26 protein-coding genes are annotated in these 26,193 nt (G+C 61.2%); 14 read left to right on the forward strand and 12 right to left on the reverse strand.

Annotated elements, in window-relative coordinates:
* Positions 1–24: 24 nt before the first annotated feature.
* Positions 25–795, reverse strand: a complete 771-nt coding sequence (locus ACL0K2_RS18210) for a lysophospholipid acyltransferase family protein (RefSeq protein ID WP_045160920.1) — start codon at positions 793–795, stop codon at positions 25–27.
* Positions 796–1,542 (reverse strand): L-ornithine N(alpha)-acyltransferase, encoded by a 747-nt coding sequence (gene olsB / locus ACL0K2_RS18215; RefSeq protein WP_045160921.1) that lies wholly within the window; start codon positions 1,540–1,542, stop codon positions 796–798.
* 193 nt (positions 1,543–1,735) lie between these two features.
* On the opposite strand from olsB, the gene ACL0K2_RS18220 reads away from it, so the two are divergent.
* From ACL0K2_RS18220 to ACL0K2_RS18240, 5 genes are all read left to right on the forward strand, one after another.
* On the forward strand, positions 1,736–2,638 hold the full coding sequence (locus tag ACL0K2_RS18220; RefSeq protein ID WP_413043173.1) for an acyl-CoA dehydrogenase: 903 nt from the start codon (positions 1,736–1,738) through the stop codon (positions 2,636–2,638).
* Between the two features lie 202 nt (positions 2,639–2,840).
* On the forward strand, positions 2,841–4,004 hold the full coding sequence (locus ACL0K2_RS18225; RefSeq protein WP_045160923.1) for a phospholipase D-like domain-containing protein: 1,164 nt from the start codon (positions 2,841–2,843) through the stop codon (positions 4,002–4,004).
* Positions 4,005–4,052: 48 nt separating this feature from the next.
* The gene (locus ACL0K2_RS18230; RefSeq protein WP_413043174.1) at positions 4,053–4,634 is read left to right on the forward strand and encodes a DJ-1/PfpI family protein; all 582 of its coding nucleotides are present in this window, start codon (positions 4,053–4,055) and stop codon (positions 4,632–4,634) included.
* Positions 4,635–4,708: 74 nt separating this feature from the next.
* Positions 4,709–4,930, forward strand: a complete 222-nt coding sequence (locus ACL0K2_RS18235) for a VF530 family DNA-binding protein (RefSeq protein ID WP_413043175.1) — start codon at positions 4,709–4,711, stop codon at positions 4,928–4,930.
* A 160-nt stretch (positions 4,931–5,090) separates the two neighbouring features.
* Positions 5,091–6,656, forward strand: coding sequence for a PAS domain-containing methyl-accepting chemotaxis protein (locus ACL0K2_RS18240; protein ID WP_413043176.1), 1,566 nt, complete (start codon positions 5,091–5,093; stop codon positions 6,654–6,656).
* 58 nt (positions 6,657–6,714) lie between these two features.
* Here ACL0K2_RS18240 and ACL0K2_RS18245 read toward each other — a convergent pair whose 3' ends face one another.
* Positions 6,715–8,238: a fumarate hydratase gene (locus tag ACL0K2_RS18245; protein WP_045160926.1), complete on the reverse strand. Its 1,524-nt coding sequence runs from the start codon at positions 8,236–8,238 to the stop codon at positions 6,715–6,717.
* A 355-nt stretch (positions 8,239–8,593) separates the two neighbouring features.
* Between ACL0K2_RS18245 and ACL0K2_RS18250 the strand changes: the two genes are divergently transcribed.
* Together ACL0K2_RS18250 and ACL0K2_RS18255 are read left to right on the forward strand one after the other, a co-directional pair.
* The gene (locus ACL0K2_RS18250) at positions 8,594–9,724 is read left to right on the forward strand and encodes a diguanylate cyclase domain-containing protein (protein WP_413043177.1); all 1,131 of its coding nucleotides are present in this window, start codon (positions 8,594–8,596) and stop codon (positions 9,722–9,724) included.
* On the forward strand, positions 9,717–10,658 hold the full coding sequence (locus ACL0K2_RS18255) for an iron-sulfur-binding ferredoxin reductase (RefSeq protein ID WP_045160928.1): 942 nt from the start codon (positions 9,717–9,719) through the stop codon (positions 10,656–10,658). Before ACL0K2_RS18250 ends, ACL0K2_RS18255 begins: the two co-directional genes overlap by 8 nt.
* Before the next feature lie 104 nt (positions 10,659–10,762).
* Here the strand turns inward: ACL0K2_RS18255 and pyk are convergent, their stop codons facing one another.
* Positions 10,763–12,214, reverse strand: coding sequence for a pyruvate kinase (pyk, locus tag ACL0K2_RS18260; RefSeq protein WP_413043178.1), 1,452 nt, complete (start codon positions 12,212–12,214; stop codon positions 10,763–10,765).
* 177 nt (positions 12,215–12,391) lie between these two features.
* On the opposite strand from pyk, the gene ACL0K2_RS18265 reads away from it, so the two are divergent.
* From ACL0K2_RS18265 to ACL0K2_RS18275, 3 genes are read left to right on the forward strand one after another with little or no spacing between them, the layout of a single operon-like run.
* Positions 12,392–12,769, forward strand: coding sequence for a tetratricopeptide repeat protein (locus tag ACL0K2_RS18265; protein ID WP_045160930.1), 378 nt, complete (start codon positions 12,392–12,394; stop codon positions 12,767–12,769).
* 38 nt (positions 12,770–12,807) lie between these two features.
* Positions 12,808–13,236 carry a DUF4124 domain-containing protein gene (locus ACL0K2_RS18270; protein ID WP_045160931.1) on the forward strand — a complete coding sequence of 143 codons (429 nt, stop codon included), beginning with the start codon at positions 12,808–12,810 and terminating at the stop codon, positions 13,234–13,236.
* A gap of 48 nt (positions 13,237–13,284) precedes the next feature.
* Positions 13,285–13,719: a PilZ domain-containing protein gene (locus tag ACL0K2_RS18275; RefSeq protein WP_239610843.1), complete on the forward strand. Its 435-nt coding sequence runs from the start codon at positions 13,285–13,287 to the stop codon at positions 13,717–13,719.
* A gap of 56 nt (positions 13,720–13,775) precedes the next feature.
* Here ACL0K2_RS18275 and ACL0K2_RS18280 read toward each other — a convergent pair whose 3' ends face one another.
* Genes ACL0K2_RS18280 through ACL0K2_RS18305 form a run of 6 tightly spaced genes read right to left on the reverse strand, consistent with a single transcriptional unit; the run spans position 13,776 to position 20,596 of the window.
* Entirely contained in the window at positions 13,776–15,107 is a 1,332-nt protein-coding gene (locus tag ACL0K2_RS18280; protein ID WP_413043179.1) for a DUF58 domain-containing protein, read from the reverse strand.
* A gap of 25 nt (positions 15,108–15,132) precedes the next feature.
* Positions 15,133–16,143: an AAA family ATPase gene (locus tag ACL0K2_RS18285; RefSeq protein WP_045160934.1), complete on the reverse strand. Its 1,011-nt coding sequence runs from the start codon at positions 16,141–16,143 to the stop codon at positions 15,133–15,135.
* A complete protein-coding gene (locus ACL0K2_RS18290; protein WP_413043180.1) occupies positions 16,140–17,309 on the reverse strand; it encodes a DUF4350 domain-containing protein in 1,170 nt (389 codons plus the stop codon). The genes ACL0K2_RS18285 and ACL0K2_RS18290 overlap by 4 nt, the downstream gene beginning before the upstream one ends.
* On the reverse strand, positions 17,306–18,877 hold the full coding sequence (locus ACL0K2_RS18295; protein ID WP_413043181.1) for a DUF4129 domain-containing protein: 1,572 nt from the start codon (positions 18,875–18,877) through the stop codon (positions 17,306–17,308). The genes ACL0K2_RS18290 and ACL0K2_RS18295 overlap by 4 nt, the downstream gene beginning before the upstream one ends.
* The gene (locus tag ACL0K2_RS18300; RefSeq protein WP_045160937.1) at positions 18,864–19,847 is read right to left on the reverse strand and encodes a stage II sporulation protein M; all 984 of its coding nucleotides are present in this window, start codon (positions 19,845–19,847) and stop codon (positions 18,864–18,866) included. Before ACL0K2_RS18300 ends, ACL0K2_RS18295 begins: the two co-directional genes overlap by 14 nt.
* Positions 19,844–20,596 carry an RDD family protein gene (locus tag ACL0K2_RS18305; protein WP_413043182.1) on the reverse strand — a complete coding sequence of 251 codons (753 nt, stop codon included), beginning with the start codon at positions 20,594–20,596 and terminating at the stop codon, positions 19,844–19,846. Before ACL0K2_RS18305 ends, ACL0K2_RS18300 begins: the two co-directional genes overlap by 4 nt.
* 225 nt (positions 20,597–20,821) lie before the next feature.
* On the opposite strand from ACL0K2_RS18305, the gene sbcB reads away from it, so the two are divergent.
* On the forward strand, positions 20,822–22,249 hold the full coding sequence (gene sbcB, locus ACL0K2_RS18310; RefSeq protein ID WP_045160938.1) for an exodeoxyribonuclease I: 1,428 nt from the start codon (positions 20,822–20,824) through the stop codon (positions 22,247–22,249).
* 87 nt (positions 22,250–22,336) lie between these two features.
* On the opposite strand, the gene mvaT is transcribed toward sbcB, so the two are convergent.
* Entirely contained in the window at positions 22,337–22,714 is a 378-nt protein-coding gene (gene mvaT / locus ACL0K2_RS18315) for a histone-like nucleoid-structuring protein MvaT (RefSeq protein WP_045160939.1), read from the reverse strand.
* A gap of 435 nt (positions 22,715–23,149) precedes the next feature.
* On the opposite strand from mvaT, the gene purU reads away from it, so the two are divergent.
* The 3 genes from purU (at position 23,150) to ACL0K2_RS18330 (ending at position 25,762) form a co-directional block, all read left to right on the forward strand.
* On the forward strand, positions 23,150–24,001 hold the full coding sequence (gene purU / locus ACL0K2_RS18320; RefSeq protein WP_045160940.1) for a formyltetrahydrofolate deformylase: 852 nt from the start codon (positions 23,150–23,152) through the stop codon (positions 23,999–24,001).
* Between the two features lie 27 nt (positions 24,002–24,028).
* The gene (locus ACL0K2_RS18325) at positions 24,029–24,229 is read left to right on the forward strand and encodes a hypothetical protein (RefSeq protein ID WP_413043183.1); all 201 of its coding nucleotides are present in this window, start codon (positions 24,029–24,031) and stop codon (positions 24,227–24,229) included.
* A gap of 66 nt (positions 24,230–24,295) precedes the next feature.
* Positions 24,296–25,762: a helicase HerA-like domain-containing protein gene (locus ACL0K2_RS18330; RefSeq protein WP_413043184.1), complete on the forward strand. Its 1,467-nt coding sequence runs from the start codon at positions 24,296–24,298 to the stop codon at positions 25,760–25,762.
* Between the two features lie 74 nt (positions 25,763–25,836).
* Here the strand turns inward: ACL0K2_RS18330 and ACL0K2_RS18335 are convergent, their stop codons facing one another.
* Positions 25,837–26,046: a hypothetical protein gene (locus tag ACL0K2_RS18335; RefSeq protein ID WP_045160943.1), complete on the reverse strand. Its 210-nt coding sequence runs from the start codon at positions 26,044–26,046 to the stop codon at positions 25,837–25,839.
* Between the last annotated feature and the right edge of the window lie 147 nt (positions 26,047–26,193).

Here is a 26,193-nt window from a genome sequence, read left to right on the forward strand (position 1 = left end):
GCGCTTCCTTGCGCTCGGCTTACATCAGGCCGCCACGGATACCGGCGTGGCTGCGTCGTACAGCGCGTCGGAGATGGCCGTGTGGCAGGTGCGTGCCAGCCGGTTGCGCTCCATGCCGCAGCTGTCGATGGGTTGCAGCAGCTGTATTTCCACGACTGCAACCTCGACCGCCAGCAGCCGGAACAGGTGCGAAAGCAGATCGTCTTCACCGATGAACGGCGTGATGAGATCGGCCTCGCCACCGCGCAAATAGCGGATTGCCACGGGTTGGATCGGTGTGCCGGTTTCGATCGCGCACGCCAGCAATCGTGAATGAAAGGTGCGCAGAATCGTGCCGTCCGTGGTTGTGCCTTCGGGAAAAATCAGCAGATTGCGACCCTGCTCTAGCTCGGCGCTCAACAGCTGATTCAGCGTGCTGCTGTCGCCGCTTCCACGCCTAATGAACTGCGTGCCCGCCTCGGCAGCGAGCCAGCCGAGCAATGGCCATTGACGTACTTCGGATTTGGCCAGAAAAGTCATCGGCTGCAGCATCCCAAGCAGCGGAATGTCCGTCCAGGACAGGTGATTGGAGAGCCATAGCATTGGCTGAGCGGGGCGCTTGCCGGTCAGCCGAACCTCGTACGGCAGCGCTGCGGCCAGCCGTGCGAGAAACCAGCGGCACAGCCGATGGCGCATCCCTTGGGATGGCCTGAGTCGGAGCAAGGACAGCAACTTCAATCCGCTCGCCAGCGAGAGCCCGACTGCAATCACTCCACACAGCCGGGTCAGTCGCAGATACAAGCGCAGCCTGCCCATTCAGACGGCCGCCTTGAAGTGGCGTGCGTAGCGCGGGCACAGCTCGTCGCGTTTGAGCAGGATGAAAACGTCGGCGACCTGGAAGTCCGGGTCCCAGCACGGCTCGCCGCAGATTTTCGCCCCGAGTCGCAGATAGGCCTTGAGCAGCGGCGGGGTTTCTGCGATCACATTGTCCGGCAGCTCCAGCGTGGGCAATGGGTTCTTCGGGTTGGCGTGCAGCAGCTCGGTGCACAGATACCGCTCGCGCAGGCGCTGCATGATCGCTTGAGCCTGGACGCCGCCGTCGCGCATCGGAATGCTCGCGCAGCCCATCAGGTAGCGATAGCCGCCCTGGTTCAGCGCATCGGCCAGCGCGCTCCAGAGCACGGCGATGGTCGCCCCGTTGCGGTAGGCCGGATGCACGCAGGTACGACCGATCTCGAGTATCGGTGCGTCCAACTCCGCGAGACCCTGCAGGCTGAATTCCTCTTCGCTGTAGAAGCGCCCGAGTCCGCGTGCCGTCAGGTTATCGAGCAGGCGTGTGGTAGCGACCAGTTCGCCACTATCGAGATCGCGCACGCCGATGTGGCTGCAGTGCGCGTCGAAGTCGTCGCAGTCCAATCCAGCTTCGGCGCCTTGCAGCTGCGCGCCGAACTCGCTGCTAAACACCCGGTAGCGCAAGGCTTGGGCTTCGAGCAGCGCGGCCTGGCCGTGCAGCCGCTCTGCTTGCAGGCGTCGCGTGGTGCGAGGAAAAGCGATGGTGGTCATACCCTGTCTCCTGGTCAGCCTTGGCGTGGCAATGCATTCGGAGCGCTTGGTTGTTATGGTTGGCGTTCCGTCAATCAGTGATGCCGACTCAGGCTAGGCAGAGGCAGTGTCATGACTGTTACGGATCGATGATGCTTGGATGACGGTGATTGCCATTGGCTATCCCTTCGCTGAACCCATGGAGTGAGATTCGATGTCTTGGCATGACCTGCTCGTCCCGCTGCAACGCCTGCCGCCGCCTGCTGCGCTGGAGGATTGGTTCGCCGATCTGCGGTCGCGAAGCGCGGAGGATCCTTTCGCGCTGGCAGTGCTGGGTGGCCGACTGGCGGCCACGCCGGGCCTGGCCTTTCTGGCGGGCTATCAGGCGGCGTTGCGGCGACTTTGGCCGGCCGCGCCAGAGGGGCTCGGTGCGTTGTGCGCCACCGAGAACCGTTCATTGCGTCCGGCCGACATGCTGACTCGTCTGGACGGGCTGCTGCTGACGGGTTGCAAGGATTTCGTCACAGCCGGCTCTGCGGCGACCTGGCTATTGGTGCCTGCGCGCGATGAGGAGCCCGGCGAGCGTCCGCGGCTGAGCCTGTGCGTCGTCGGTTCCGGTGAGCACGGTGTGATCGTCGAGTCGAGGCCGCCGTTACCCTTACTGGTCGATATTCCGCATGGTCGCTTGCGGCTGGAAGGTGCGGCATGCCACCGGTTGTCCGGTGATGGCTGGGACGACTACGTCAAACCGTTCCGCACGCTGGAAGATCTGCATGTACTGGCGGCTCTGGTCAGTTGGCTTTACGGCGTCAGCTTGGAATGTGGCTGGCCGCAACGGTTGCAATTGCAGCTCTTGGGGCTGTTGGCCGGCGCGGCTGAGGTTTCGCGACTTTCGCCTGCAGCATCCGCAACACACCTGTTACTGGCTTCTCTGAATCTGCAGTTCGCGGTGCTTGCCGATGAGGTGGACGTCGCGCTGGCGCTAGGCCCGCAGCAGTGGTTGGATCTTTGGCGGCGCGACCGCGGCGTGCTGCAACTGGCGCGTGGTGCGCAGGCCAAGCGGCTCGCACAGGCTGCGGAGGTGTTTGGGCTGACACCCGAAGGTGACCAGGCGTAGAGCAGGTAATGGCGGCAACTCGGGAACTCCTCGTTACGGTACGAACCTATAACAGGCGTGCCGCGACAGCACGGTTCAATCTTCACAGGTTTCAGGGGCGCTCGTGGTTGGCGTCCAGTGTTCACCAGACAAGGATTTCAATGTCTTTCAGCTGTATCGCCATCCCTGCTCAGCGCGCGGCGTTATTGTGGAGCGTCCTGTCATGATACTGGCCGGGGACGTTTTCCCCTGGCGAGAGGGCAATCGTTTCCAGCTGTTGATCGATGGACCGGCTTTCTTCCCACGCATATTGGCGAGTATCGATGCCGCCGAGCGTCGGGTGGATGTCGAGCTCTATCTCGTCGAAGACGGGCAATGCGCGGATCGGCTGATCGATAGCCTGGTGACGGCCGCCGAGCGTGGAGTACGGGTGCGCTGTCTGTTCGATGGTTTCGGTTGCCTCAAGCTGGGGCAGAAGACCCGACAGCGGCTGACTGATGCCGGAGTCGATCTGCGTCAGTACAACCCGCTGAAACTTCATTTGAAGTTTCGCAACCTGCATCGAGATCATCGCAAGCTGATTCTGATCGATGACGAGCACTGTTTCGTTGGTGGCACCGGAGCCACTGACGAGTTCTGGAACCCCTCAAATCCCGAAGAGCACTGGCACGAAGCAATGGTCGAGATTTCCGGTCCGTTACTGGAGGACTGGCGGCGGCTGTTCGACGTGCAGTGGGCGTTGTGTCTGAAAAGGCGGATATGGCAGCTGCCATTGCCGCAACGAATGCCCAAAGTTCCGGCCAACCCGCCATCGGACGACGGCATGGGGCGAGTCGCCTATTCGGCGGCGCGACAGCATCGCGACATCCTCCACAGCCTGCTGCGCAACATGCGGCACGCGGAGCGTCGGATCTGGCTGGCGACACCTTATTTCCTGCCCACCGGCCGTGTTCGTCGTGAGTTGATGCGCGCCGCGAGACGCGGGGTCGACGTACAACTGTTGCTCACCAGCCGCAACACCGACCATCCCTCGGTTCGCTACGCGGGGCAGCGCTATTACCCACGATTGCTACGTGCCGGCGTGCGGATCCACGAATATCAGCCACACTTCCTTCATCTGAAAATGGTGCTGGTCGACGATTGGGTCAGTGTCGGCTCCTGCAACTTCGATCACTGGAATCTGCGCTGGAACCTGGAAGCCAATCTGGAAGCGGTCGACACTCAGTTCAGCGCTTCAGTGGAGAAGAGCTTCGAGCACGATTTCGCCCGCAGCCTGGAAATCGATATGCAGCAATGGCATTCGCGTCCGCTGAGCCAGCGCCTCTATCAGCGCATGTGGGGTCTGCTCGATAGGCTCATGATCAATATATTCAATCGAAGTGGCTGACGGCGTGGCCGAACCGCCGCAATGTTCTATGACTGGGAGAGTGTTTCGATGGCTGCGAAAAAAATTCTGATGCTGGTTGGCGATTACGTCGAAGACTACGAAACCATGGTGCCGTTCCAGGCGCTGCAGATGGTCGGTCATACGGTGCACGCCGTCTGCCCGGACAAAAAGGCCGGTGACACGGTGCGTACGGCGATTCACGACTTCGAAGGCGATCAGACCTACAGCGAAAAGCCTGGCCATAATTTCGCGCTGAACTTCGATTTCGACGCGGTGCGCGCCGAAGACTACGATGCGCTGGTGGTGCCGGGCGGGCGTTCGCCGGAGTATTTGCGGCTCAACGATCAGGTGCTAAGCCTGGTCAGGGCGTTCAGCGAGGCGCAAAAGCCAATCGCTGCGGTGTGCCATGGCCCGCAGCTGTTGGCGGCTGCCGGGATCCTCGAAGGCCGTGCCTGCAGCGCCTATCCGGCCTGCGCACCGGAAGTGAAGCTGGCTGGGGGCGAGTTCGTCGATATTGGTGTCGACAAGGCGCATACCGACGGCAACCTGGTTACCGCACCGGCATGGCCGGCGCATCCCGAGTGGCTAGCCGCCTTCCTCGATGTGCTCGGCACACGCATCAGCCTGTAATATGGCGTGCTGTTTACAAGGTCCGCCTCGGCGGGCCTTTTTCGTTGAAGCGTTCTTTCAGGCTCGATAACACCATGACCCAGGCAAAAGATCCTCTCCACGGCGTAACGCTGGAATCCATTCTGGTGGAGCTTCAGGCACATTTCGGGTGGGAGGGGCTGGCCGAGCGGGTCGACATTCGCTGCTTCAAAAGCGGCCCCAGCATCAAATCGAGCCTGACCTTCTTGCGCAAGACGCCCTGGGCCAGGGCGAAGGTCGAGGCGTTGTTCGTTCAGCTACGTCGATCTACCGCCTGATTTTTCGTAATGCAGAGTCCTGTAATTCGTCCGATACCGTTTTATTAATCGAAGTCCGGCTCAAGTTAGCCTCCATCCGACCGATTCCTTGTAACAGTTTGATTCGTCATGACTGACGAGTCTGTTTTGTTATCGAATCGGCATCATGGAGATTGGGACGATGAGAAATAACGGGCCGGTAAGCAACACCGAGCGGAGTTTTCCGGCGCATCAGCGACTAATCTCGGCAACCGATACACAGGGCAAGATTCTTTACTGCAACGATGAATTCGTTGCAGTAAGTGGCTATTCCAGGGCCGAGCTGATCGGGAGTGACCATAATTTGGTTCGCCACCCAGACATGCCGCCCGCTGTGTTCGCCGCCATGTGGGGCTATCTGAAGGCAGGCAAGAGCTGGATGGGGGTGGTCAAGAACCGTTGCAAGAATGGCGATTTCTACTGGGTCAGCGCCTATGTCACGCCGATCCTCGACGATGGCAAGCTGACCGGTTTCGAGTCGGTTCGGGTCAAACCTACCGCCGAGCAGGTCGCGCAAGCCACTGGGCTATACGAGCGTCTGCGTAACGGCCAAGCGGCGGTTTCCTTCGGGCGTCGACTTCAGGGCTGGGCCCGTACCTTGGCGATGCCAATGTGCGCGGCATCGCTTGCAGCGGCAGGAATCTTCTGGCTACCGCCGGCAGTTGAAGTGGTAACCGTGCTGGGTTTGTTCTTCGCGCTTGGGCTCAGTTCTCATTTCGTCGCAGAGCGGAAGCTGCATTCGATACTCCAAAGCGTTCCGCAGGCATTCACCGATCCGGTCGTTGCGCTCACCTACACACAGCAACACGGCAATGCCGCCCGCCTCGAGATGGCGCTGATCAGCGAGGATGCTCGCCTGCGCACCGCACTGACGCGGCTTTCCGATTTGGCTGGGCAGGTCGAACGTGCCTCTGCGGAAACGTCCATGCTGGCCAGCCAGACCGAGAACGACCTTCGCCAGCAGCGTAGTGAAACGGACATGACTGCCACTGCAGTCACCGAGATGACCGCGTCGATCACCGAAGTGGCCGGCCATGTGCAGCAGACAGCCGAGGAGGCCATTACCGCGAATGCGCTCGCGAACGACGGTGATCGAGTCGCTGCCCAGTCGCGCCAGGCGATCGAATCGCTGGCCGGCACCGTTACCAACATCGGCAGCGCGGTGAATGAGCTGGCAGGGGAAACCCAGCAGATCATGTCGGCTGCGGGGATGATCCAGAGCATTGCCGAGCAGACCAACTTGCTGGCGCTGAACGCTGCGATCGAGGCTGCCCGCGCCGGTGAGCAGGGCAGGGGCTTTGCTGTCGTCGCAGACGAGGTGCGGGCGCTGGCGAGCAAGACCCGTGACTCGACGCAGCAGATCCAGGCCATCATTCAGTCGCTGACCAGCAAGGCTGACGGGGCGGTCGCCATCGCCCAGGTCGGCGACCGGGAGGCGGCTCAGGGGCTGGCGCAGGTGGTCAAGGCGCAACAGGCACTGCAAGGAATTCGCGAGGCGGTTAGTCGCATTACCGGCATGAGTCAGCAAATGGCCACCGCCGCCGATGAACAGGCACACGTGGCCGAAGACATCGCGCGGCAGGTCACCAGTATTGCCGTCAGCACCGACGGCAACGTGAACAAGGCTGACCAGACCATGCAGCGCGGTCGCGAGCTGGAAGACGCTGCTCGAGGGCTGCGCGCCCTGGTCGAGCGGTTCAATCGCTGATCCGGCACGCAGAAACAAAAAAGCCCGGCACTGAGCCGGGCTTTTTTGTGGGTGTTGCTTACTGCACTTCGACGGCCAGGCTGTCCGAAATCTTCTTCTGCCAGATCGCCGGCCCGGTGATATGGACCGACTCGCCATTGGTATCGACGGCGACGGTGACCGGCATGTCCTTCACTTCGAACTCGTAGATGGCTTCCATGCCCAGTTCGGCGAAGGCCAGCACCTTGGACTTCTTGATCGCCTGGGCGACCAGATAAGCCGCGCCACCGACGGCCATCAGGTAGACGGCCTTGTTGTCCTTGATCGCGTCGATGGCGATCGGGCCGCGCTCGGACTTGCCGATCATGCCCAGTAGGCCAGTACTTTCGAGGATCTGACGGGTGAACTTGTCCATCCGCGTCGCGGTGGTCGGGCCAGCCGGGCCCACCACTTCGTCACCGACCGGATCCACCGGGCCGACGTAGTAGATGAAGCGGCCTTTGAGGTCCACCGGCAGCTCTTCACCCTTGTTCAGCATGTCGACCATGCGCTTGTGCGCGGCGTCGCGGCCGGTGAGCATCTTGCCGTTGAGCAGCACGGTTTCGCCCGGCTTCCAGCTCTGCACTTCTTCCGGGGTGATGGTGTCGAGGTTGACGCGGCGGGCGCTCGGGCCGGCTTCCCAGACGATCTCGGGGTAGGCATCCAGCGGCGGAGGGGTCAGCTCGGCCGGGCCGGAACCATCGAGCACGAAGTGTGCGTGGCGAGTGGCGGCGCAGTTGGGGATCATGCACACCGGCAGCGAGGCGGCGTGGGTCGGGTAGTCCATGATCTTCACGTCGAGCACGGTGGTCAGGCCGCCCAGGCCCTGGGCGCCGATGCCCAGCTGATTGACCTTCTCGAACAGCTCCAGACGCAGCTCTTCAATGCGGTTCTGCGGGCCACGAGCCTTTAGCTCATGGATGTCGATGGACTCCATCAACACTTCCTTGGCCATCACCGCGGCTTTCTCGGCGGTGCCGCCGATGCCGATGCCGAGCATGCCGGGCGGGCACCAGCCTGCGCCCATGGTTGGAACGGTTTTCAGGACCCAGTCGACGATCGAATCGGACGGGTTGAGCATGGCCATCTTCGACTTGTTCTCTGAGCCGCCACCCTTGGCCGCGACGTCCACTTCCACCTTGTCACCCGGAACGATGGAGTAGTGGATAACGGCGGGTGTGTTGTCTTTGGTGTTCTTGCGGGAACCAGCCGGGTCGGCGAGGATCGAAGCACGCAGGACGTTTTCCGGCAGGTTGTAGGCGCGGCGAACGCCTTCGTTGATCATGTCGTCCAGACTCATGGTGGCGCCATCCCAGCGTACGTCCATGCCCACGCGCACGAACACGGTGACGATGCCGGTATCCTGACAGATCGGCCGGTGGCCGGTTGCGCACATCCGCGAATTGATCAGAATCTGCGCCATGGAGTCGCGCGCTGCCGGCGACTCCTCCCGCAAGTAGGCCTCGTGCATCGCCTGGATGAAATCGACGGGGTGGTAATAGGAAATGAACTGCAAAGCGTCGGCAACGCTTTGTATCAGGTCGTCTTGCTTGATCACGGTCATGCAGCGCGTCCTCTTGGCGGGGCGGAGACAAGGCGCGCGGGGAATTTGGCCAACGCGCTCAGGTTAAAAAATGCGCGGCAGTATAACTCGCTGCGCCGCAGGGTACACAGACGAGCTAAAGGTGAAGGGATGCACATCGAAGCGGGTGTCGGTGAGGCTGTGGGTCAACTGCACACTGACAATAATGCGCCTGTGGTGCTCGGGCAGAAAGCAGTTGGAATGATCGAGCAGAAGGTGGCAGAACTGCCGCACATCGGACGATCGGTAGCTCGTCCTGTCAGAAGAACCGGGGCTTGTAGGCTTTTGCAAGTGGCCAGCGTAAAGTATGTCTAATTGCCATTATGGGAAGGATTCCATGCGCGTGACTCGTGACGAAAGCGAACAGCAGGCGCTGCAGCAGCTGGTCATCAAGCGCTTCGGTATGGCAGCAGGCACCTACGGCCTCGCCTTGCTGCTGACATGGATTACCGTCGCCGGGGGCTTCTATCAAGCGCCGTTAGACACTGCTATTGCGGGCTCTTTGATGATCCTGGTCAGCCAGTTGGGGTTCTTCTGGGTGTTTTCCCGAGGCTACAACCTGCGCTTTCGCGACCCCAGTCTGACCGAGCCGCAGGTGTTGGTTGCGCTGGTGTGGCTGACCTTCTTTCTGTTCAATCTCGGCGATAGTCGCGGCTCTTTGCTGGTGCTCTATGTGCTGGTGCTGATGTTCGCCGTGTTTCTGCCGCCGAAAGTATTCATCCGCTACGCCGTACTGGCGCTCGTCAGTTTCGTCGGCATGTCGCTGTACGATGCATATCTCGATCGTCTCGGCGACTCGCAGGTAGCGCTGCTGGAGGCTGGCGTATTGCTGGTAACGCTCATCTGGATGTGCCTGTTCGTCGGTTACGTCTACAAGCTGCGTCAGCGCATGCGTCAGCGCCGTTTCGCCTTGCAGGCGCACCAGGAAACGCTGCGCGGCATGATGCGGCAACTGGAGGATCTGGCCTCCACGGACGAGCTCACCGGGTTGTACAACCGCCGTCATTTCATTCGCCGGGCCGAGGCGGAGCTGAGTCGATTACGGGCGGGCCATCAGTCCGGCCTCGCATTGATCGACCTCGATCATTTCAAGCGGGTAAACGATCTGCACGGGCACGCCACGGGCGATCGTGTGCTGCAGATGTTCGCCTCGGTAGCGCGTTCGTGCTTGCGCGACGGCGATATCCTGGCCCGCTACGGTGGCGAGGAGTTCGTCCTGCTGTTGCCGCACACCGATGCCGAGCAGTTCAGCGCTTGTTGTGAGCGCCTGCGCGAGGCGTTTGCCAATGCCCAGCCGCTGGACGTGGAGTTACAGGCGGGGCATCTCAGTCTGTCGGTCGGGCTGACGCTGCTCAATGCTGGCGACGATCTGGACGAGTCATTGCAGCGCGCCGACATGGCGCTCTATCGGGCCAAGGCCAACGGGCGTAATCGCTGCGAGGCAAGCTGGGCGGCCGTCGATGCCTGAAATTACCCATGGGGCGCGGTCCTGGACGGTGAGCGAGGGGAAGAACCTGCTCGATGCGCTCAATGATGCTGGCCTGAACGTGCCCTACAGCTGTCGTGCGGGCAGTTGCCACGCCTGTCTGGTGCGCTGCCTGCGGGGTGAGCCAAAGGATGCCCAGCCGGACGCGCTCGATGTCGGTCGGCGTTTACAGGGGTGGAGACTCGCCTGCCAATGCGCCGTCACCGAAGATCTCAGTGTCGCCGTGTACGACCCGGTGCGCGAGGGGCTGGCGGCACGAGTGGAAGGGCTCGATTGGCTCGATGGACAGGTCCTGCGCCTGCGGCTGCAGGCCGAGCGTCCGCTGCGTTACCGCGCCGGCCAGCACGTGCTGCTGTGGACTGACCGTGGCGTTGCCAGGCCTTATTCATTGGCGAGCGTGCCCGGGGAGGATCCCTGGCTTGAGTTTCACCTCGATTGCCACAATCCGGGTGCCTTCTGCGATTCGGCGCGCGCCCTGAAGATGGGAGACAGCCTGCGCCTTGGTCAGCTGCACGCCGGCGCGCTGCGCTACGAGCCCGAATGGCAGACGCGTCCCCTGTTGATGCTGGCGGCCGGTACCGGGCTCGCACCTCTTTGGGCCCTGTTGCGCGAGGCGCTGCGTCAGGATCATCTAGGGCCGATACGGCTGCTGCATTTCTGTCGAGGTGCGTCCTACCTGCGAGCGTCGTTGGAGCGTCTCGCACAGGGGCATGACAACCTGAGTATCGAGTGGGTCGATTCCGAACAGACGCATGACAGTCTGCAATCCGTACGCGCTACGTCGCGCCAGGAAATCGCACTGCTCTGCGGGGGAAGCGGATTCGTCGAGGACTGCGCCAAGCGCCTGTTTCTCGCGGGACTGCCGCGGGGGCAGGTGCTGAGCGACGCTTTTCTGGTGCGCCACGTCGAGCCTTGAGCAACGACGGCGCATCGCCCCCAAGAGATGGCTAGGGGCGCGTGATCGAAGCACGCCAAGGTATCAGGCCCCCATTGGCCGTCACCTGGCGTGCTTCGAGACCATCAACTCAATGAATCGCCTACACGCAGGATCTTCATGGTGTTGGTGCCGCCGGTGCCGTGATAGGTATCGCCCTTGGTCAGGATCACCCAGTCGCCAACGTTGACGATGTTGCGTTTGAGCAACTCATCCACCGCCGCCTGGCTGACCTTGTCCGCTGGCAGTGCGGCCGGATCGAACGGAATGGTCTGCACACCGCGGAACATGGCGACCCGTGCCTGGGTCTCGCGATGGGGCGAGTATGCAAAGATCGGTACCGACGAGCGGATGCGCGACATGATCAGCGGGGTATAGCCGCTTTCGGTCAGGCTGATGATCGCCTTAACGCCGGGGAAGTGGTTGGCGGTGTACATCGCCGCCAGCGCGGTGCTTTCATCACTGCGCTCGAAGCGCTGGCCGAGACGGTGGCTGGACTTGATGCTGGTCGGATGCTTCTCGGCTCCGACGCAGACGCGTGCCATCGCCTTGATCGCCTCGATCGGGTATTCGCCGGCAGCGCTTTCGGCCGACAGCATGACCGCGTCGGTGTAGTCCAGCACCGCGTTGGCTACATCGGAAACCTCGGCGCGGGTCGGCATCGGGTTCTGGATCATCGACTCCATCATCTGGGTCGCGGTGATGACGACCTTGTTGTTGCGGCGTGCGTGAAGAATGATCTTCTTCTGAATGCCCACCAGTTCGGCGTCGCCGATCTCGACGCCCAGGTCGCCTCGCGCGACCATCACGCCATCGCTGGCGCGGATCAAGCCGTCCAGCGCCTCATCATCGGCGACCGCTTCGGCGCGCTCGATCTTGGCGATCAGCCAGGCGCTGGAGCCGGCCTCGTCGCGCAGGCGGCGGGCCAGTTCCATATCGGCGGCATCGCGAGGGAAGGACACGGCGAGGTAGTCCAGATCCATCTCGGCGGCCAGCTTGATGTCGGCTTTGTCCTTGGCGGTCAGCGCCGGCGCAGTCAGCCCGCCTCCCCGACGATTGATGCCTTTGTTGTCCGACAGCGGCCCGCCAATTAGTACAGTGCAATGCAGTTCGTCGGCCGTGGCGTTGTCAACGCGCATGACCACGCGACCATCATCGAGGAGCAATTCATCGCCAACGCTGCAATCTTTGACCAGATCCGGGTAGTCGATGCCCACCACGTCCTGGGTGCCTGCATCGCGAGGGTGGGTGACGGAGAAGCGGAAGTTGTCGCCCTCTGCTAATTCGATACGCTTGCCGGCGAACTTGGCGATGCGGATTTTCGGCCCTTGCAGGTCGCCCAATAGGGCGACGAAGCGACCGTGTTTCGCGGCGATGTCCCGTACCAGCTGCGCCCGGGCGCGGTGCTCATCTGGAGCACCATGAGAGAAATTCAAGCGGGCGACATCGAGGCCCGCCAGGATCATCTTTTCCAGTACATTCGGTGAGCTGCTGGCAGGACCCAGCGTGGCGACGATTTTGGTACGGCGCGAGATCATTCAATGCTCCTTTTTCAGAATGGCCGGGAGGCTACTATGCCGTGCGGCTGTAGTCATTGTTGGCTTGCACTACTCTTTGGCGGCTGCATGCGAGCTGCCGCGACGTGTTCTGGTGCGCCGAGCGGGGCTGTAGTTTTTCTCGCCGCGGTCGATAAGTCGGCAACGGAGGATTCATCCATGCGCACCCTTGTCATACTGTCTCTGATCACTCTCAGCGTAGGCTGCAGCAGCCGAAGTGCACTCGATCGCCATCTGGACAGTGCTTACCAGCACTATCAATCAGGCGATTGCGAGCAGGTAATGCTCGCCCTATCGCAGGCCGAGCGCAGCAGTCGGCCACGCGACAACGTTCAGCCGGAAATATCGCTGCTACGCGGGCAGTGCCTGGAGCGCCAGGGGTTGTTCGTCGATGCGGCGCAAACCTATCGCTTCATTCAGACCCGCTATCCGGCCAGCGAATATGCCTTCCGTGGTCGCGCCAGACTGGAGACGTTGCGTCAGTTGGGGCACTATCAGCCGGAGGAGCGGGTGGTAACTCACGCCGCCAAACCCTGAGCGAAGCCGGTTAGTCGAGACCGGCTGGGAAGGAACCCATGCACATCGCACCGATACTGCTTATAGCGCTGTTGTCATCGCCGTTGGCGGCTGCCGAGATCTACCGCTGGGTCGATTCGCAGGGAAATGTGCATTTCGATGCACGACCGCGTCCCGGTGCCGAACCAGTCGAGGTCAGACCGCAGGTCATCGAGCGCGACGAGGCGACTCGCGAGCGCGAAGCGCGTACCGAGCGCTTCTTCGAGGCTCGTCGGCAAGAGCAGCAGGCTGCTGATCAGGCGGCCAGTGAACAGCATGCCCGGCGCGAGCAGGAATGCCGTCAGCTGCGTCAGCAGCTGTCGCGTCTGTCCCATGGCGGACGCTACTTTCGTGCCGATGCAAAGGAGGGGCGGGTCTACTACAGTGATGAGGAAATAGAGACGGCGCGGCGGCAGTTGGCCAGTCGTATCAGTCGAAATTGCAGCTGAGCGGCCCGAACGGCCGCTGCGATCAAGTTGGCGGCAGGGCCGGAACCGATGAACATGCTTAATCAGCGCAGCATCCAGCGGCACCAGTTGCCGTACTATCTCAACGTTTTCAACCGCTTTACCGATAAGCCATTGGGCTTCATCGGCAACCTGTCGGAGACTGGACTGATGCTCATCAGTCCATATCCGATGATGACCGATGCGTGCTTCGAGATGCGCCTGAAGATCCCCGGCCAGCACGGCCAGCTGCGTTACATCGATTTCAGCGCGATCTGCCGCTGGTCCCGCGAGGATGTCACTCCCGGCAGCTTCGATTCGGGTTTCGTACTGATTACGCCGCCCAGCGAAATTCGCCACATGATCGACGCGCTACATCACTATTTCAGTTTCCGGCCGATGCTGAGCATTCCGCCAGCTCGTCTGCCGCTCAGCGATGTCCCACCCAGCCGGGCCATCGACCAGGATCACTGTCACGGGATCTGAGTGATTCGGCTTGGTTGGGTGATGTTCACGTTTCCCCTGCGAAGTCGAATGATGTTCTACAGAACGCCGCCTTTTTTCCACGCCAGGTAGCGGCTGATCAACGCCGGCCCCAGCTCGTGCGGACGCGCATCGAGCACCGGGACGCCGTGCGCCAGCAGCCGTTCATGCAACTGATCTCGGGCGTTCAGGTAGTTCAGCGTGCCGCAGTAGCCCAGCGCATCCTGGGCGCTGCTCACTGGTTGATGACGTAGTCCGTCGAGCACCGGCTCGCGCAAGCTCACCACCAGAACCCGGTGCCGGCGCGAGAGCCGGCGGACCGCGCCGAGCAAATCCTCATCATCTTCGTCGCGCAGATTGCTCAGGATCACCACCAGCGCCCGTCGTTTCTGTCGCGTCAGAACCTCCCCGGCGGCTCGCATGAAATCGGCTGGCTGTCTCGTGTTGGTCAAATCGTAGACGCCGTTCAGCAAGGCGTTCAGCTGCAACTGGCCCTTGGCCGGCGCGAGGAAGCGGCGTTGCTCGGTGGCGAAGCTGTAGAGTCCCAGCGCGTCGCCTTGGCGCAAGGCGACATAAGCCAACAGCAGGCTTGCATTGAGCGCGTGGTCGAAATGCGAGAGTGCATCATCCTGGCTGCGCATCCGCCGGCCGCAATCGAGCATCAACAGGATCTGCTGGTCGCGGTCGTCCTGATATTCCCGGGCGATCGGCGTGCGCTTGCGTGCGGTGGCCTTCCAGTCGATCTGCCGCAGAGTATCGCCTTCGCGGAATTCGCGGAGCTGATGGAAATCCATACCCAGCCCGCGGCGCGGCTGCTGCCGCACACCCAGGCGACTCAACCAGCTGTCTACGGCCATCAGCGGTGCGCCGTGCAGTCGAGTGAAGTCGGGGTAGACGCGCGACTGTGACTCCAGCTTCAGCAGCCGGCGTTCGCGCCATAATCCCAGTGGACCGTGCAGGCGGATCTCACACTGATCGAAGTGTACGGGGCCACGGCGTTCCGGGCAGATTCGGTACGCGACCTCGCAATGTTGCCCCGGTACGAGGGTTAGATGTTGTGGCAGGTGCTGAAACGCCATCCCGGCTGGCGGATGGTCGAAGATATCCAGGCGCAAGGGACGAGTCAGCGAGGCGTGAAGCTGTAGCTGCACATCATGCCAACGACCCAGCGCCAGGTGGCCGGGTAGGGTGCGTTGCAACGTGGGCGAAGGCAGCCGGTGCAAGGAAACCGCGTCTAGGGCCGAAAGCAGGCCCAGGCACAGCAGCAGTCCCCACCAGGCCGTATTCACCGCGGCGGGCAGGGGATGGCCTAGCGCAGCCAGCACGCCCAGCGGCAGGGCAAGGACAAGCAGCAACACCAGCAGAAAGGTTTGTCGCCGTGATGGGCTCATCGCAACATCCGCGAGCTGGGCTGGATCACAGGCGCGGCGCCGTGACCTGGTCGAGCAATTGCAGCAGCAACTGATCCACCGAAGTCCCCTCGATATCCAGTTCGGGCGAGAGTCTGACACGATGCCGCAGCACCGCGAGTGCGCAGCCCTTGATGTCGTCCGGGGTGACGAACTCCCCGCCGCGTAACAGCGCGCGTGCTCGCGCGCAGCGAACCAGTGCGATCGAGGCGCGTGGTCCCGCGCCCAGCGCCAGACCGGGCCAGTTGCGCGTGGCGCGGGCCAGGCGCACCGCGTAGTCGAGTACTTGCTCGTCGAGTGGCACTTCGCTGGCGATCTTCTGCAAGGCCTGGACATCCTTTGCCTGCAATAGCACGCGCAAGCCGCTGACGTCGAGGATATCGGTACGCGCCGAGCGGGTGACTTGACGGACCAGTTCCAGCTCCTCGTCGGCCATCGGATAGTCCATGCGCAGCATCAGCATGAAGCGGTCCAGCTCGGCTTCAGGCAGTGGGTAGGTGCCTTCCTGCTCGATGGGGTTCTGCGTGGCCATCACCAGGAAGGGTTGCGGCGCCGCCAGCGCGCGACCTTCGAGCGTGACCTGGCGTTCTTGCATGACCTCCAGCAGCGCCGCCTGGGTTTTTGCCGGGGCGCGGTTGATTTCATCGGCGAGCAGCAGGTTGGTGAAGACCGGCCCTTTGCGTAGCTTGAACTGTTCGCTGGCCAAGTCATAGACGGCGTGGCCGGTGATATCGCTTGGCATCAGGTCGGGCGTGAATTGGATACGCGAAAACTCGCCACCGAAGCAACGAGCCAGCGCGCGGACCAGCAAGGTTTTACCGAGCCCCGGCACTCCCTCGACCAGCACGTGGCCGCCGGCTATCAAGGCGGTGAGAACGCCATCGACGATATCCTGCTGACCGATTACGGCCTTGTGCAATTCCTGACGCAGCGCCTGTGCCAGTTGGCTGGCGCGCTGACGCTGGCTGCTTGCGCCAGCAGCGGGGGCATTGTTCTGTTCGCTTGGGATTTCGCTCATAGGGCATTCCTGAGGCTTTGCAGGCGGGCGACCTGGCTGGTGAATTCGGCGGCGCTGACAGGCTTTTCCGCTGGCAGGCGCAAGGCCTGATCGATGGAGTCGGGGGGCAGCTGGCTGAGTTTCGCCAGCACCAGACACTGCTCGGTATAGGGCAGCGCTTCGAATCCCGGATGGCGTCGGCGCGCCTGCCGTTGTATGTCGCGCTGCAAGCCGATCAGCAGATGGCGCTGGCCGGCATGGCGGTAGAGGAAGTCGGCACTGGCGCGCAGATGTTCATGCAGTTGCCGGCGGCTACGGTCGGCCGTCTCGATGATGGGACCCTGTCGTTGGCCCAGATGCCAGGCGGCGAAGATCAGTATCAGCAGCAGGGCGGTCAGCGCTTCGGGGAAATAGCGCAGCAGCTGTCGCAACAAGCCGACGTGCTCGGTGCGATAGGCGAGGGCCACGTCACGATCCTGGGTGAGATACCAGAGCAGCCAAGCATGGTCATACTGCCCGATGCGATCGTTCTGCCAGATCCAGCTGTCGGTGAGCGCGGTGATCAGACCGTTACCGTGCTGCAGCTGCAGCATGTGCGTGGCACCGTCGCTGTTGGCCCAGGCATGAGCCCTCTTGTCGGCATCGTAGAGGTGATAGTCGGTGTCGAAGGCGAAATAGGCCGGTGCGCCTTCGTTCTCCAGATACAGTCGGGTCAGCGTGGAGCGCTTCTCCGTGCTGGCGATCTGTTTGGTGGCTTCGTTGGTCTCGTCATCTGTGGTTTCGTACTGTTGCAAGCCCAGCGTATCGAGAAGCAGATCACCACTTTTACCGGTGTGCTCGTCCCACAGGCGTTCGGCCACGAACACCAGGTGGCCGCCGTCAGAGACCCACTCAAGCAAGCGTGCGGACTGACTCGGTTTCATATCTGCACGGTCGCCCAGCAGTAGCAGGATCCGGTTGTCCGGTTGCAGCTCGAGCAGCCCGCCAAGGCCTTCGGTGTGGGTGACCGCTCTGCCTTGGTCGATGAGAAAACGTTCAGCTGCCAGGTAGGGATTGGCGCGCACCTGCGGCGCAGGACCTCGCTCAATGACCTCCTGGTAGCGTGTCGCCTTGCTCGCGACGAATAGCAGCAGGGTGACTAGCAGTACGCCCGCGACGGTCAGGCCAATTGTGCGAGCGCGGCTCATGTGGACATCCTTGTGTCGAACAATTCGCGCCAGCGATCGCAGAGCTCGTTTCTGGCGGCGCCTGGCGGGGCCTGGTGACCATAGGCGAGATTCTGCCAGTGGCGGGTCAAGGTCTCGGCATAGCGGACCAGTTCCGGTCGACCGTCCTGGCGCAGCAGATCGAGGATTTCGCCCTCCGTATGAGCGGACTTCAATGGCAGCTTGCGTTCATGCAGCAGTCGGCTGAGAAACGCCCGGTAGAGCAACCCGAGCGCTTCGCGCGGCTGCTGGTCCCAGAGTCGGCTGACTTCACCGGCGACATCTGCAGGAATGTTCTCGGGCTGGACATCGAAACCGAACAGCACGGCCGGCGTATCCTGACGCTGCCTTGCAGCGGGAGGGCGAAGTCGCCCGACATGGACTCTCAGCCACTCGCGATAGCGCCAGAGGCAAAGCGCGATCAAACCGAACAGTGCCGCCCAGAGCAGGATTTCGACACCCGTGGCGATGTGTTCCAGGCTGCGCTGCAGGCTGCCGCCGCGCAGTAGTTTGTTGAGTAGGCGTTCCAACCAGCCCGGTTCTGCAAGCGTCTGGGGCTCGCCAAAGCGCCAGCGAGTCACGGTCTCGCGGTTTTTGAACGGCGGCTGGTTCAGCAGCTCGCTGATCCGCTCGTTGGCGGCCTGACTGGTCAGTGGCTGGTTGAGCAAGCGTTCGTGATCGGGGCTCGGCTCGGTCGGTGTCGTTTGTTCACGCTGCGGGGGCGCCGGGGTATCGGCCCGAGCGTCCTCTAGGGGCAAACCCAGCGACAGGCCGATGCTCAGCAGCAGGGCCGGCAATAAGGGCTGCAGACGCTCCTGCAATCGGCGAAAGCTCAGCTCGATATCCCAGGCCTCGAGCATGGTGCGTCGGTTGAGGTAGAGGCTGAAGCCACTGGCAACGTAAATCGGTTCCCAGATGATCAGGATCAGCACGTATAGCAGGTTGGACAGATGCTCAAGCCAGAGCCAGTCGCCTTCCACCTTCAGCAGGTCCTGCCAGGTCCAGTCAGCGAGTAACTGCGGCGGGATCAACATGTAGAGTAAGGCCAGCGCGCCCATCCACAAGCCGCTTTCCAGGTGGATGCCGACAATGGTCAACCAGCGTGCCGCGCCGGTGTCGCGTCGCTTCAAGACGGCCAGGCGATTCCGTCTGGTCGAGCCTGATAACCCTTCGAGCTGCAGCACTGGCAGATCGAAACTGCGGGTCAGGCTGAATCGGCGCCAGGTCAGGCTGGAAAACCATTGCGAGCGTAGCAGGCCAGGCAAGGCTCTGAAGCTGCGGCGCAGGGTCGGGGTATCGCCAAATAGTGACCGAGAAAGAATGAACAGCGGCAGGCGTTCATAGAGCGGTTTAAACCACCAGAGCAGCAACAGTGACAGCGTTGGATGTTGCCAGAGCATCAGGCTGAGCAGGGCGAACACCGGCAGGGTCAGCAGCGCCCAGCTGGTCATCAGTAGGCGCGCTTGCCGGCGTGCCAGCAGGATGCCGAGATCCAGCGATTCCCAGGCACTGCGCGGGCGGATCTCCATGGTCGCGTCACTCAGGCGCATGACTGTTCCTGCCGCTCAGCAAGAGATACAGGCCGACCAACAGCCACAGCAGCGCGCCCACGGCATATTTGACCGACGCGGAAGGATAGGTCATCGATGACCAATAGGCTTCGACGAATGCGGCGATCAGCAACAGCAAGGTGGCGCCGGCGACCAGCCGTACCGCCTTGCTGGCGGCCAGCCGCAAGGCTTCCCCGCGGGTAAGGTTGCCGGGGGCGATGAGCGCGCCGCCGAGTTTCAGCCCGGCGCCTCCGGCCAGGGTGATGGCTGTCAGCTCGAAGGCACCGTGACCGATGACGAATGACCAGAACGGCTGGTGATAACCAACTCCGGTCAGGTGGCCCGCGATCGCGCCGATGGTCAGCCCGTTGAACAACAGGTAGAACAAGCTTCCCAACCCGAACAGAAGCCCTCCGGCAAACGTCTGGAAGGCGATGCCGATATTGTGCATGACGTAGTAGCCGAACATCACCCAGTCTTCGCTGGATCCACGCTCGCCAAAGCGACCGAGGCGGCTGGCATCGGGATCGTACATCGCCTCCATCTGTGCGATCTGCTCAGGACTGATCAGGCTGTAAACCATTTCCGGAAACGCCAGGACCAGTGCCGCCATGCCTAGCAGGCTGATATAGAACAACAGGCTGGCGGCTGCCACGTAGCGCCATTGCTCGCGAACCAGCCGGCCGAACCCGCCAAGGATGAAACCGAGCAGACGACCTGCCAGGGGACTTCGGTGACGGTAGAGCTGCTGATGTCCGCGCTGCACCAGCACCTGCAGATTATCGATCGCATGGGTGCTGTAGCCGCGTGCTTGAGCCAGCGCCAGCTGTTGGCAGATGCGTCGATAGGCGGCTGGAAATGCCACGATCGAAACGGATGAAGGCTTCTTGCGGCGCTCGAGGGCATCGAGTGTTTCGCTGAACCCTTGCCATTCGGCTCGGTGAAGGCGCTCGAACTGGCTCTGTTTCATGCTGGCCCCACCAGACCGCGAGCGATGCCGTTTAGGCGCGCCTCGGCCTGCTCGGGGGCTACCTGCAGGGGCGTCGCCAGAATTGCAGCCAGTTCCTGCCGGCGTTCCGGCGACAGATTCGACTGTCGCTCGGCGAAGCCGATCAGCGCGCGCTGTTCGGCCAGTTCCAGCGGGAAGGGTGGTGCAATGGCGTTGACGATCGGAAGCGTCGCTGCGGCTGCGCCGTGCTCGTGGTACACCACCAGCGTTCCGGCGGCCAGATCGCCAAGGCGTTTGAAGGAGGGGTGCCAGAGGCAACTGATCGCCCCCACAAAGTAGCCGAATGGCAGCATGTCGACGAAACGCAGCAGGTTGCGTGTCAGAGACGACGCCCAGCCGATCGGCGTACCGTCATCATGGATTACCTTCAGGCCCAGCCAGCGCTTGCCAGGCGTGCTGCCTTCATTGAGCACCTCGAACAACACCATGTACCACCATTGCACGACGAACAGCAGCAGGGCGCCAGCGCCTATGCCAAACGTGCCTAACGAGCCGAGACCCAGCGCCAGGGTCAGAAATAGCGCGACCCGAATCAGCAGGTCCAGGGCGAACGCCAGAGCGCGAGGCACGAGGCCGGCCGGACGAAGCACGAGATCAATACCCTCCGGCGTTTCGACCCTGTGCGTATTGTCCAGCGGTGCTGTTAGAGCGGAAGGCAATGGTTGTGCTCGACGATCGATCTGGTGGGCTGGTGCGAGGCTGCTGCTCATGGCCGATCAACCGATCGGGCGCGTTGGCCAGGCGATATCGCGGCTATGTAATCATCGAACGTGGTTTTCGGCCAGAACCTGCTCGGCATTTTCAATCGAAATGCCATCATTCATACGCTGTGATCGCCCCGTTGCGCGGACCTGTCGCACAAGGAGTCGGGCGATGCGGCCGGCGGTCGTTCAAGCGCGTTAGACTGGTGTGCAAAGGCCGAGAGGGAGGCTCCCGTGACATCCAGCATCTTCTGGTACGACTTTGAAACCACTGGCATCTCGCCGCGTTGCGACCGACCGCTGCAGGTCGCCGGGATCCGCACCAACGAGGCGTTGGAGGAAATTGGCGAGCCGCTGAATATTTACTGCCGGCTCAGCGACGACATCCTGCCGCACCCGGCCGCTTGCCTGGTGACTGGCATTACTCCGGCCACCCTGACTGAAAAGGGGTTATGCGAAGCGGAGTTCATCGCTCGGCTGCATCAGGAACTGTCACAACCGGGCACCTGTAGCGCTGGCTATAACACCTTGCGTTTCGATGATGAGGTGCTGCGCTACAGCCTGTACCGCAATTTCTTCGATCCCTATGCGCGCGAGTGGCAGGGTGGCAATAGTCGCTGGGATCTCATCGATCTGGTCCGCACCGCTTATGCGTTGCGTCCCGAGGGGCTGGTTTGGCCTGAGGAAGACGGCCGCGTGACGCTCAAGCTGGAGCGTCTCAGTGTCGCCAACGGGCTCGAGCATTTGCAGGCGCACGACGCCCTGTCGGACGTGCGGGCGACCATTGCGCTGGCTCGATTGATACGGGAACGCCAGCCGAGGCTGTATGACTACCTGTACAAACTGCGGCGTAAGAACGCGGTAGTCGAACAGGTCGAGATTTTGAAACCAATGGTGCATGTCTCCGGGCGCTTCTCCGCTGCGCGGCACTATTTGTCCGTGGTGCTGCCACTGGCCTGGCATCCGCGCAATCGCAACGCACTGATCGTCTGCGACCTCAATGCCGAATGCTCGCCGCTATGGGAGGACACGGCCGAAGATCTCCGCGAGCGGCTGTATACCCGCCGTGAGGATCTCGGTGAGAAGCTGCCGACTCCGTTGAAACTGGTGCACGTCAATCGCTGCCCGGTACTTGTACCGATGAATGTCTTACGCAAGTCGGATATCGAGCGATTGAATCTGGATTTGCAATGTTGCGAGTCCAGGGCAAGCGATCTACGCGGTCGACAAGCAGAATGGAGCGCGAAACTTGCTGACGTCTATCAGGAGCAGGCGTTCACCGGCTTGTCGGATCCGGAACAGCAACTCTATGAAGGCTTTCTGGGTGAGCGAGATCGCCGGTTATGCGAGCAAGTCAGAAGCTTTGTACCCTCATCTGGTTCGAGTGGAGTGCCGTCGTTTGATGATGCCCGTCTACCGGAACTGCATTTTCGTTACCGTGCTCGGAATTTTCCCGAATGCCTTTCGGCTGCGGAACAACTGCAGTGGCAGGAGTTTTGTCGGCAGCGTTTAACCGCGCCCGAGTTTGGCGCGCCAAACACCTTGGATCAGTTCGAGAGTTCGCTGCAGGCATTACTGGCTTCAGCCAGTTCGAACCAGATGCAGCTACTGCAGCAATGGGCCGTGCATGCCCGTGGTCTGCGTGAGCGCTACATTCGCTGAGCTTCCCATCAAACGCCCGCAAAAAAGCCATCTGACGCGACATGCTCGGCATGCAGCGTCGGATGGCTTTAGGTCCCGCGCCGAACTTTAACCGAGCAAGGTGGCCCAGCTTTCAACTTCGTCGGAACCCCACTGGGCTTTCCATTCTTTCAGAGTCTTGTGATTGCCACCTTTGGTTTCAATCACTTCGCCGTTATGTGGGTTCTTGTACTGCTTTACGCGGCGCGCGCGCTTGGTAGCTGCCGGCGTCTTTGCGGTGCGTTGTGTTTTGCTATTTCTAGCGTCCGGATCGAGCAGGGCGATGATATCGCGAAGCGATTTTTGATATTCACCCATCAGTTCGCGCAGTTTGCCTTCGAACTCAAGCTCTTTTTTTAGCTTGTCATCTGCAGAAAGAGACTTCAGGCGTTCCTGGAGCTCCTTGATAGCTTCTTCTGTGGCGCGGTATTCATTGATTAGCGACATGTCACTTCCTTGGTATAGGTTGAACGCAAGTGTTAGCAATCATAGACAGCCACCATGCACAAGTAAATATGGCTTTGATAAAGATTAGCTACGGTTTTCTTCCGCTTTTGCGTTGATGGCTAATGTCGCTCAGTTAGTTTCATGAAGGAAAATCGAGACTCTCTTGGAAAATAGCGTCTGGAACGAATGCTTGGCTGATATATCGGTACGAAACCCCGCGGTGTTAATCATCCGCCTTGGTTGCGGGGCGGTCTAATTGGCATGTGTACGGTTGCCTCGAGTCGATAACCTTATTGTTACTGCGCGATGACGGCGTTATCGGTTGCTTGAGCCAGCCTGTAGCAGCGGGCTAAGGCTTGGCCCGACCCAATACTCTGGCTGCAGAATTATTCGCTGCGCTAGAATGCGGCACCTTTTTAAGCTGGAGTTATTTTAATGCGCACGTTCAGGCTGGTTATTGCCTGCCCCGATGGCGTTGGCATTGTCGCCAAGGTCAGCAATTTCCTGGCCACGTACAACGGCTGGATCACCGAAGCGAATCATCACTCGGATCACCAGAGCGGCTGGTTTTTCATGCGCCATGAAATTCGTGCCGACTCGCTGCCGTTTGATCTCGCTGGCTTCCGGCAGGCGTTTGCGCCTATAGCGCGTGAGTTTTCGATGGAGTGGCGGATTACCGATTCGGAACAGCGCAAGCGCGTCGTGCTGATGGCCAGTCGGGAATCGCACTGCCTGGCGGACCTGCTGCACAGGTGGCACAGCGGCGAACTGGATTGCGATATTCCCTGCGTCATTTCCAACCACAACGACTTGCGCAGTATGGTCGAGTGGCACGGCATTCCTTATTTCCACGTTCCGGTCGAGCCGGGGCGCAAGGAAGAGGCGTTTGCCGAGGTATCGCGTCTGGTGCGTGAGCAGCAGGCCGATGTGATTGTGCTTGCCCGTTATATGCAGATTCTTCCACCCGAACTGTGTGAAGAATATGCGCAGCGGGTGATTAACATTCATCACAGCTTTCTACCTTCGTTTGCAGGCGCCAAGCCCTACCATCAGGCTTCGCTACGCGGGGTCAAGCTGATCGGCGCGACCTGCCATTACGTGACCGAGGAGCTGGACGCCGGCCCGATCATCGAGCAGGACGTCGTGCGCGTCAGCCATCGCGATAGCATCGAAGACATGGTTCGGCTGGGCAAGGACGTGGAAAAGATGGTGCTATCGCGCGGTCTGCGCTATCACTTGCAAGAGCGTGTGCTGGTCCATAGCAACAAGACGCTGGTATTCAATTAATCGTCGCCGGTGGCGCGGGAGGAATGCATGGTCGATCCGTTGGAGAAGGCTGTCGCGAACGCGCCGCCAATTATTGGGAATGGTTGTACGCAGCGTTACGATCCGGAGCACCTCGGGCCGGAGCTCGGCACCGATTTCCCAGATGCCGAAGCGCTGTGGAAGCATCACCAATCCGCTGCCGAGTTGACGGTCGAATGCACTGTTTCGACGGTTCCGGATGGCGATTGAACAAACATGAACGGGGCACCGGGTGCTGCTCGTTCGCCCTCTGCTTCCCGCTCTGGAGATCGCCAGATGACAGATAATGATCGCTTCGTGCTTGGCGCCGATGCTACCGGTGAACCCAATACTCACCCGCTTCGGCTGATCAATCGTCACGGTTTGGTTGCTGGCGCGACCGGGACTGGCAAGACGGTTACTCTGCAGCGACTCGCAGAACAGTTCAGCGAAGCTGGTATCGCTGTCTTTGCCGCCGACATCAAGGGCGACCTGTGTGGGCTGGGGGCCGTGGGGGCGCCTCATGGGAAAATCGCCGAGCGCATCGCCAGCATGCCTTGGCTCGAGCATCAACCGCAGGCATATCCCGTCACCCTATGGGACGTATTCGGTGTTAGCGGTCATCCATTGCGGACCACCCTCACCGAAATGGGGCCACTCCTTTTGAGTAGCCTGCTCGAACTGACCGATAGCCAGCGGGCTGCGCTCTACGCGGCGTTCAAGGTGGCCGATCGCGAAGGTTTGCTGCTGCTGGATCTGAAGGATCTGAAGTCACTGCTCGGCTACCTCAAAAAGAGTCCCGAGGTGCTCGGCGATGACGCTGCGCTGTTGACCAGTGCGTCTTCCCAGGCACTGTTGCGACGGCTGGCCACCCTCGAGCAGCAGGGTGCCGATGCGCTGTTCGGCGAACCGGCGCTGGCGCTTGAAGACATCCTGGAGCCCGGGCGCGATGGGCGAGGCAGGATCCATCTGCTCGACGCCAGCCAGCTCGTACACCAGGCCCCTAAAGTCTACGCGACATTCCTGCTGTGGTTGTTGGCCGAGCTGTTCGAGCAGTTGCCCGAACGAGGCGATGCGGATCGTCCGCTGCTGGCGTTGTTCTTCGACGAGGCGCATCTGCTGTTCAACGACACCCCGAAGGCACTGCAGGATCGGCTGGTGCAGGTCGTTCGGCTGATTCGTTCGAAAGGGGTAGGTGTCTATTTCGTCACCCAGTCGCCGTCCGATCTGCCCAATGAGGTTTTAGCTCAGCTGGGCCTGCGCATTCAGCACGGATTGCGGGCGTATACGATCAAGGAGCAGAAGTCGCTGCGTGCGGTGGCGGAAGGCTTTCGAGCCAATCCTGCGTTTTCTGCGCTGGACTCGCTGGTTGACTTGGGTATCGGAGAAGCGCTGGTCGGAGGGTTGGAAGACAAGGGAACGCCAGCCATGGTGCAGCGTGTGTCCATTGCTCCGCCCCGATCACGCATAGGGCCGCTGGACCAGGATGAAAGGCGCGCCCTGATCGCGAACTCACCATTGCGGGCGCGCTACGATAAGGCCGTGGATCGTGAGTCCGCGTATGAGATTCTGCTCGATCGAGCGCATCGAGCAATAGAGGTCGAGCCGCAGGGGAAAGCTGCAACGGCCAAGAATGACGTAGGGGGCGCCTTCGGCGATCTCGCCGAACGAGTGTTCAAGAGCGCTGTGCGCCAGGCGGCCTCTCAGCTGGGGCGGCAACTGGTAAGGGGCCTGATGGGCTCCCTATTAGGCGGGAAACGTTGACCTGAAATCGAGTAGCTGGCCATTCGATCGCTCGTTGTATTGAGCGTTCGCCCAAGAAAGTCTTCGCTCCCGATTTATTGGCTGTCGGAAGACTGTTTCGCCATCTCTTTCTCGATCTTTTCCAATTCTTTCTTGAAAACCTGATCGTGGACGGTCTGCTTCTTGCGCCAAGGCTTTCGTTCAGGATCGGGTTGTGCGGCGTAAGTGGTTATTTCGCCCCCGTATACGGTCTTGAACCTGTTGGCCTGTCTTTCCAGTTCGGCACGTAGTTCTTCTTTCGTCACTCTTGAGCTTTTCCTTTTCTTGAAAAATTGACGCCAGCGGCTGGCAAACGGAATGCCGATTGCAGCGCAGTTAGAGAATGTCTGGCGGTTGCTTATTTAATGGTTTGGCTCATGCCATTGCAAGCAGGTCGTGAAAACAAGTGTGTG

Origin of the sequence: Pseudomonas sp. YJ42 (assembly GCF_047225135.1) — a bacterium.
Classification (GTDB): Bacteria; Pseudomonadota; Gammaproteobacteria; order Pseudomonadales; family Pseudomonadaceae; genus Stutzerimonas; species Stutzerimonas stutzeri_E.

Coding starts and splice junctions, on each gene's coding strand:
- ACL0K2_RS18210 (WP_045160920.1), bottom strand. CDS start 795: ATGGGCAGGCTGCGCTTGTATCTGCGACTGACCCGGCTGTGTGGAGTG.
- olsB (WP_045160921.1), bottom strand. CDS start 1,542: ATGACCACCATCGCTTTTCCTCGCACCACGCGACGCCTGCAAGCAGAG.
- ACL0K2_RS18220 (WP_413043173.1), top strand. CDS start 1,736: ATGTCTTGGCATGACCTGCTCGTCCCGCTGCAACGCCTGCCGCCGCCT.
- ACL0K2_RS18225 (WP_045160923.1), top strand. CDS start 2,841: ATGATACTGGCCGGGGACGTTTTCCCCTGGCGAGAGGGCAATCGTTTC.
- ACL0K2_RS18230 (WP_413043174.1), top strand. CDS start 4,053: ATGGCTGCGAAAAAAATTCTGATGCTGGTTGGCGATTACGTCGAAGAC.
- ACL0K2_RS18235 (WP_413043175.1), top strand. CDS start 4,709: ATGACCCAGGCAAAAGATCCTCTCCACGGCGTAACGCTGGAATCCATT.
- ACL0K2_RS18240 (WP_413043176.1), top strand. CDS start 5,091: ATGAGAAATAACGGGCCGGTAAGCAACACCGAGCGGAGTTTTCCGGCG.
- ACL0K2_RS18245 (WP_045160926.1), bottom strand. CDS start 8,238: ATGACCGTGATCAAGCAAGACGACCTGATACAAAGCGTTGCCGACGCT.
- ACL0K2_RS18250 (WP_413043177.1), top strand. CDS start 8,594: ATGCGCGTGACTCGTGACGAAAGCGAACAGCAGGCGCTGCAGCAGCTG.
- ACL0K2_RS18255 (WP_045160928.1), top strand. CDS start 9,717: ATGCCTGAAATTACCCATGGGGCGCGGTCCTGGACGGTGAGCGAGGGG.
- pyk (WP_413043178.1), bottom strand. CDS start 12,214: ATGATCTCGCGCCGTACCAAAATCGTCGCCACGCTGGGTCCTGCCAGC.
- ACL0K2_RS18265 (WP_045160930.1), top strand. CDS start 12,392: ATGCGCACCCTTGTCATACTGTCTCTGATCACTCTCAGCGTAGGCTGC.
- ACL0K2_RS18270 (WP_045160931.1), top strand. CDS start 12,808: ATGCACATCGCACCGATACTGCTTATAGCGCTGTTGTCATCGCCGTTG.
- ACL0K2_RS18275 (WP_239610843.1), top strand. CDS start 13,285: ATGAACATGCTTAATCAGCGCAGCATCCAGCGGCACCAGTTGCCGTAC.
- ACL0K2_RS18280 (WP_413043179.1), bottom strand. CDS start 15,107: ATGAGCCCATCACGGCGACAAACCTTTCTGCTGGTGTTGCTGCTTGTC.
- ACL0K2_RS18285 (WP_045160934.1), bottom strand. CDS start 16,143: ATGAGCGAAATCCCAAGCGAACAGAACAATGCCCCCGCTGCTGGCGCA.
- ACL0K2_RS18290 (WP_413043180.1), bottom strand. CDS start 17,309: ATGAGCCGCGCTCGCACAATTGGCCTGACCGTCGCGGGCGTACTGCTA.
- ACL0K2_RS18295 (WP_413043181.1), bottom strand. CDS start 18,877: ATGCGCCTGAGTGACGCGACCATGGAGATCCGCCCGCGCAGTGCCTGG.
- ACL0K2_RS18300 (WP_045160937.1), bottom strand. CDS start 19,847: ATGAAACAGAGCCAGTTCGAGCGCCTTCACCGAGCCGAATGGCAAGGG.
- ACL0K2_RS18305 (WP_413043182.1), bottom strand. CDS start 20,596: ATGAGCAGCAGCCTCGCACCAGCCCACCAGATCGATCGTCGAGCACAA.
- mvaT (WP_045160939.1), bottom strand. CDS start 22,714: ATGTCGCTAATCAATGAATACCGCGCCACAGAAGAAGCTATCAAGGAG.
- purU (WP_045160940.1), top strand. CDS start 23,150: ATGCGCACGTTCAGGCTGGTTATTGCCTGCCCCGATGGCGTTGGCATT.
- ACL0K2_RS18325 (WP_413043183.1), top strand. CDS start 24,029: ATGGTCGATCCGTTGGAGAAGGCTGTCGCGAACGCGCCGCCAATTATT.
- ACL0K2_RS18330 (WP_413043184.1), top strand. CDS start 24,296: ATGACAGATAATGATCGCTTCGTGCTTGGCGCCGATGCTACCGGTGAA.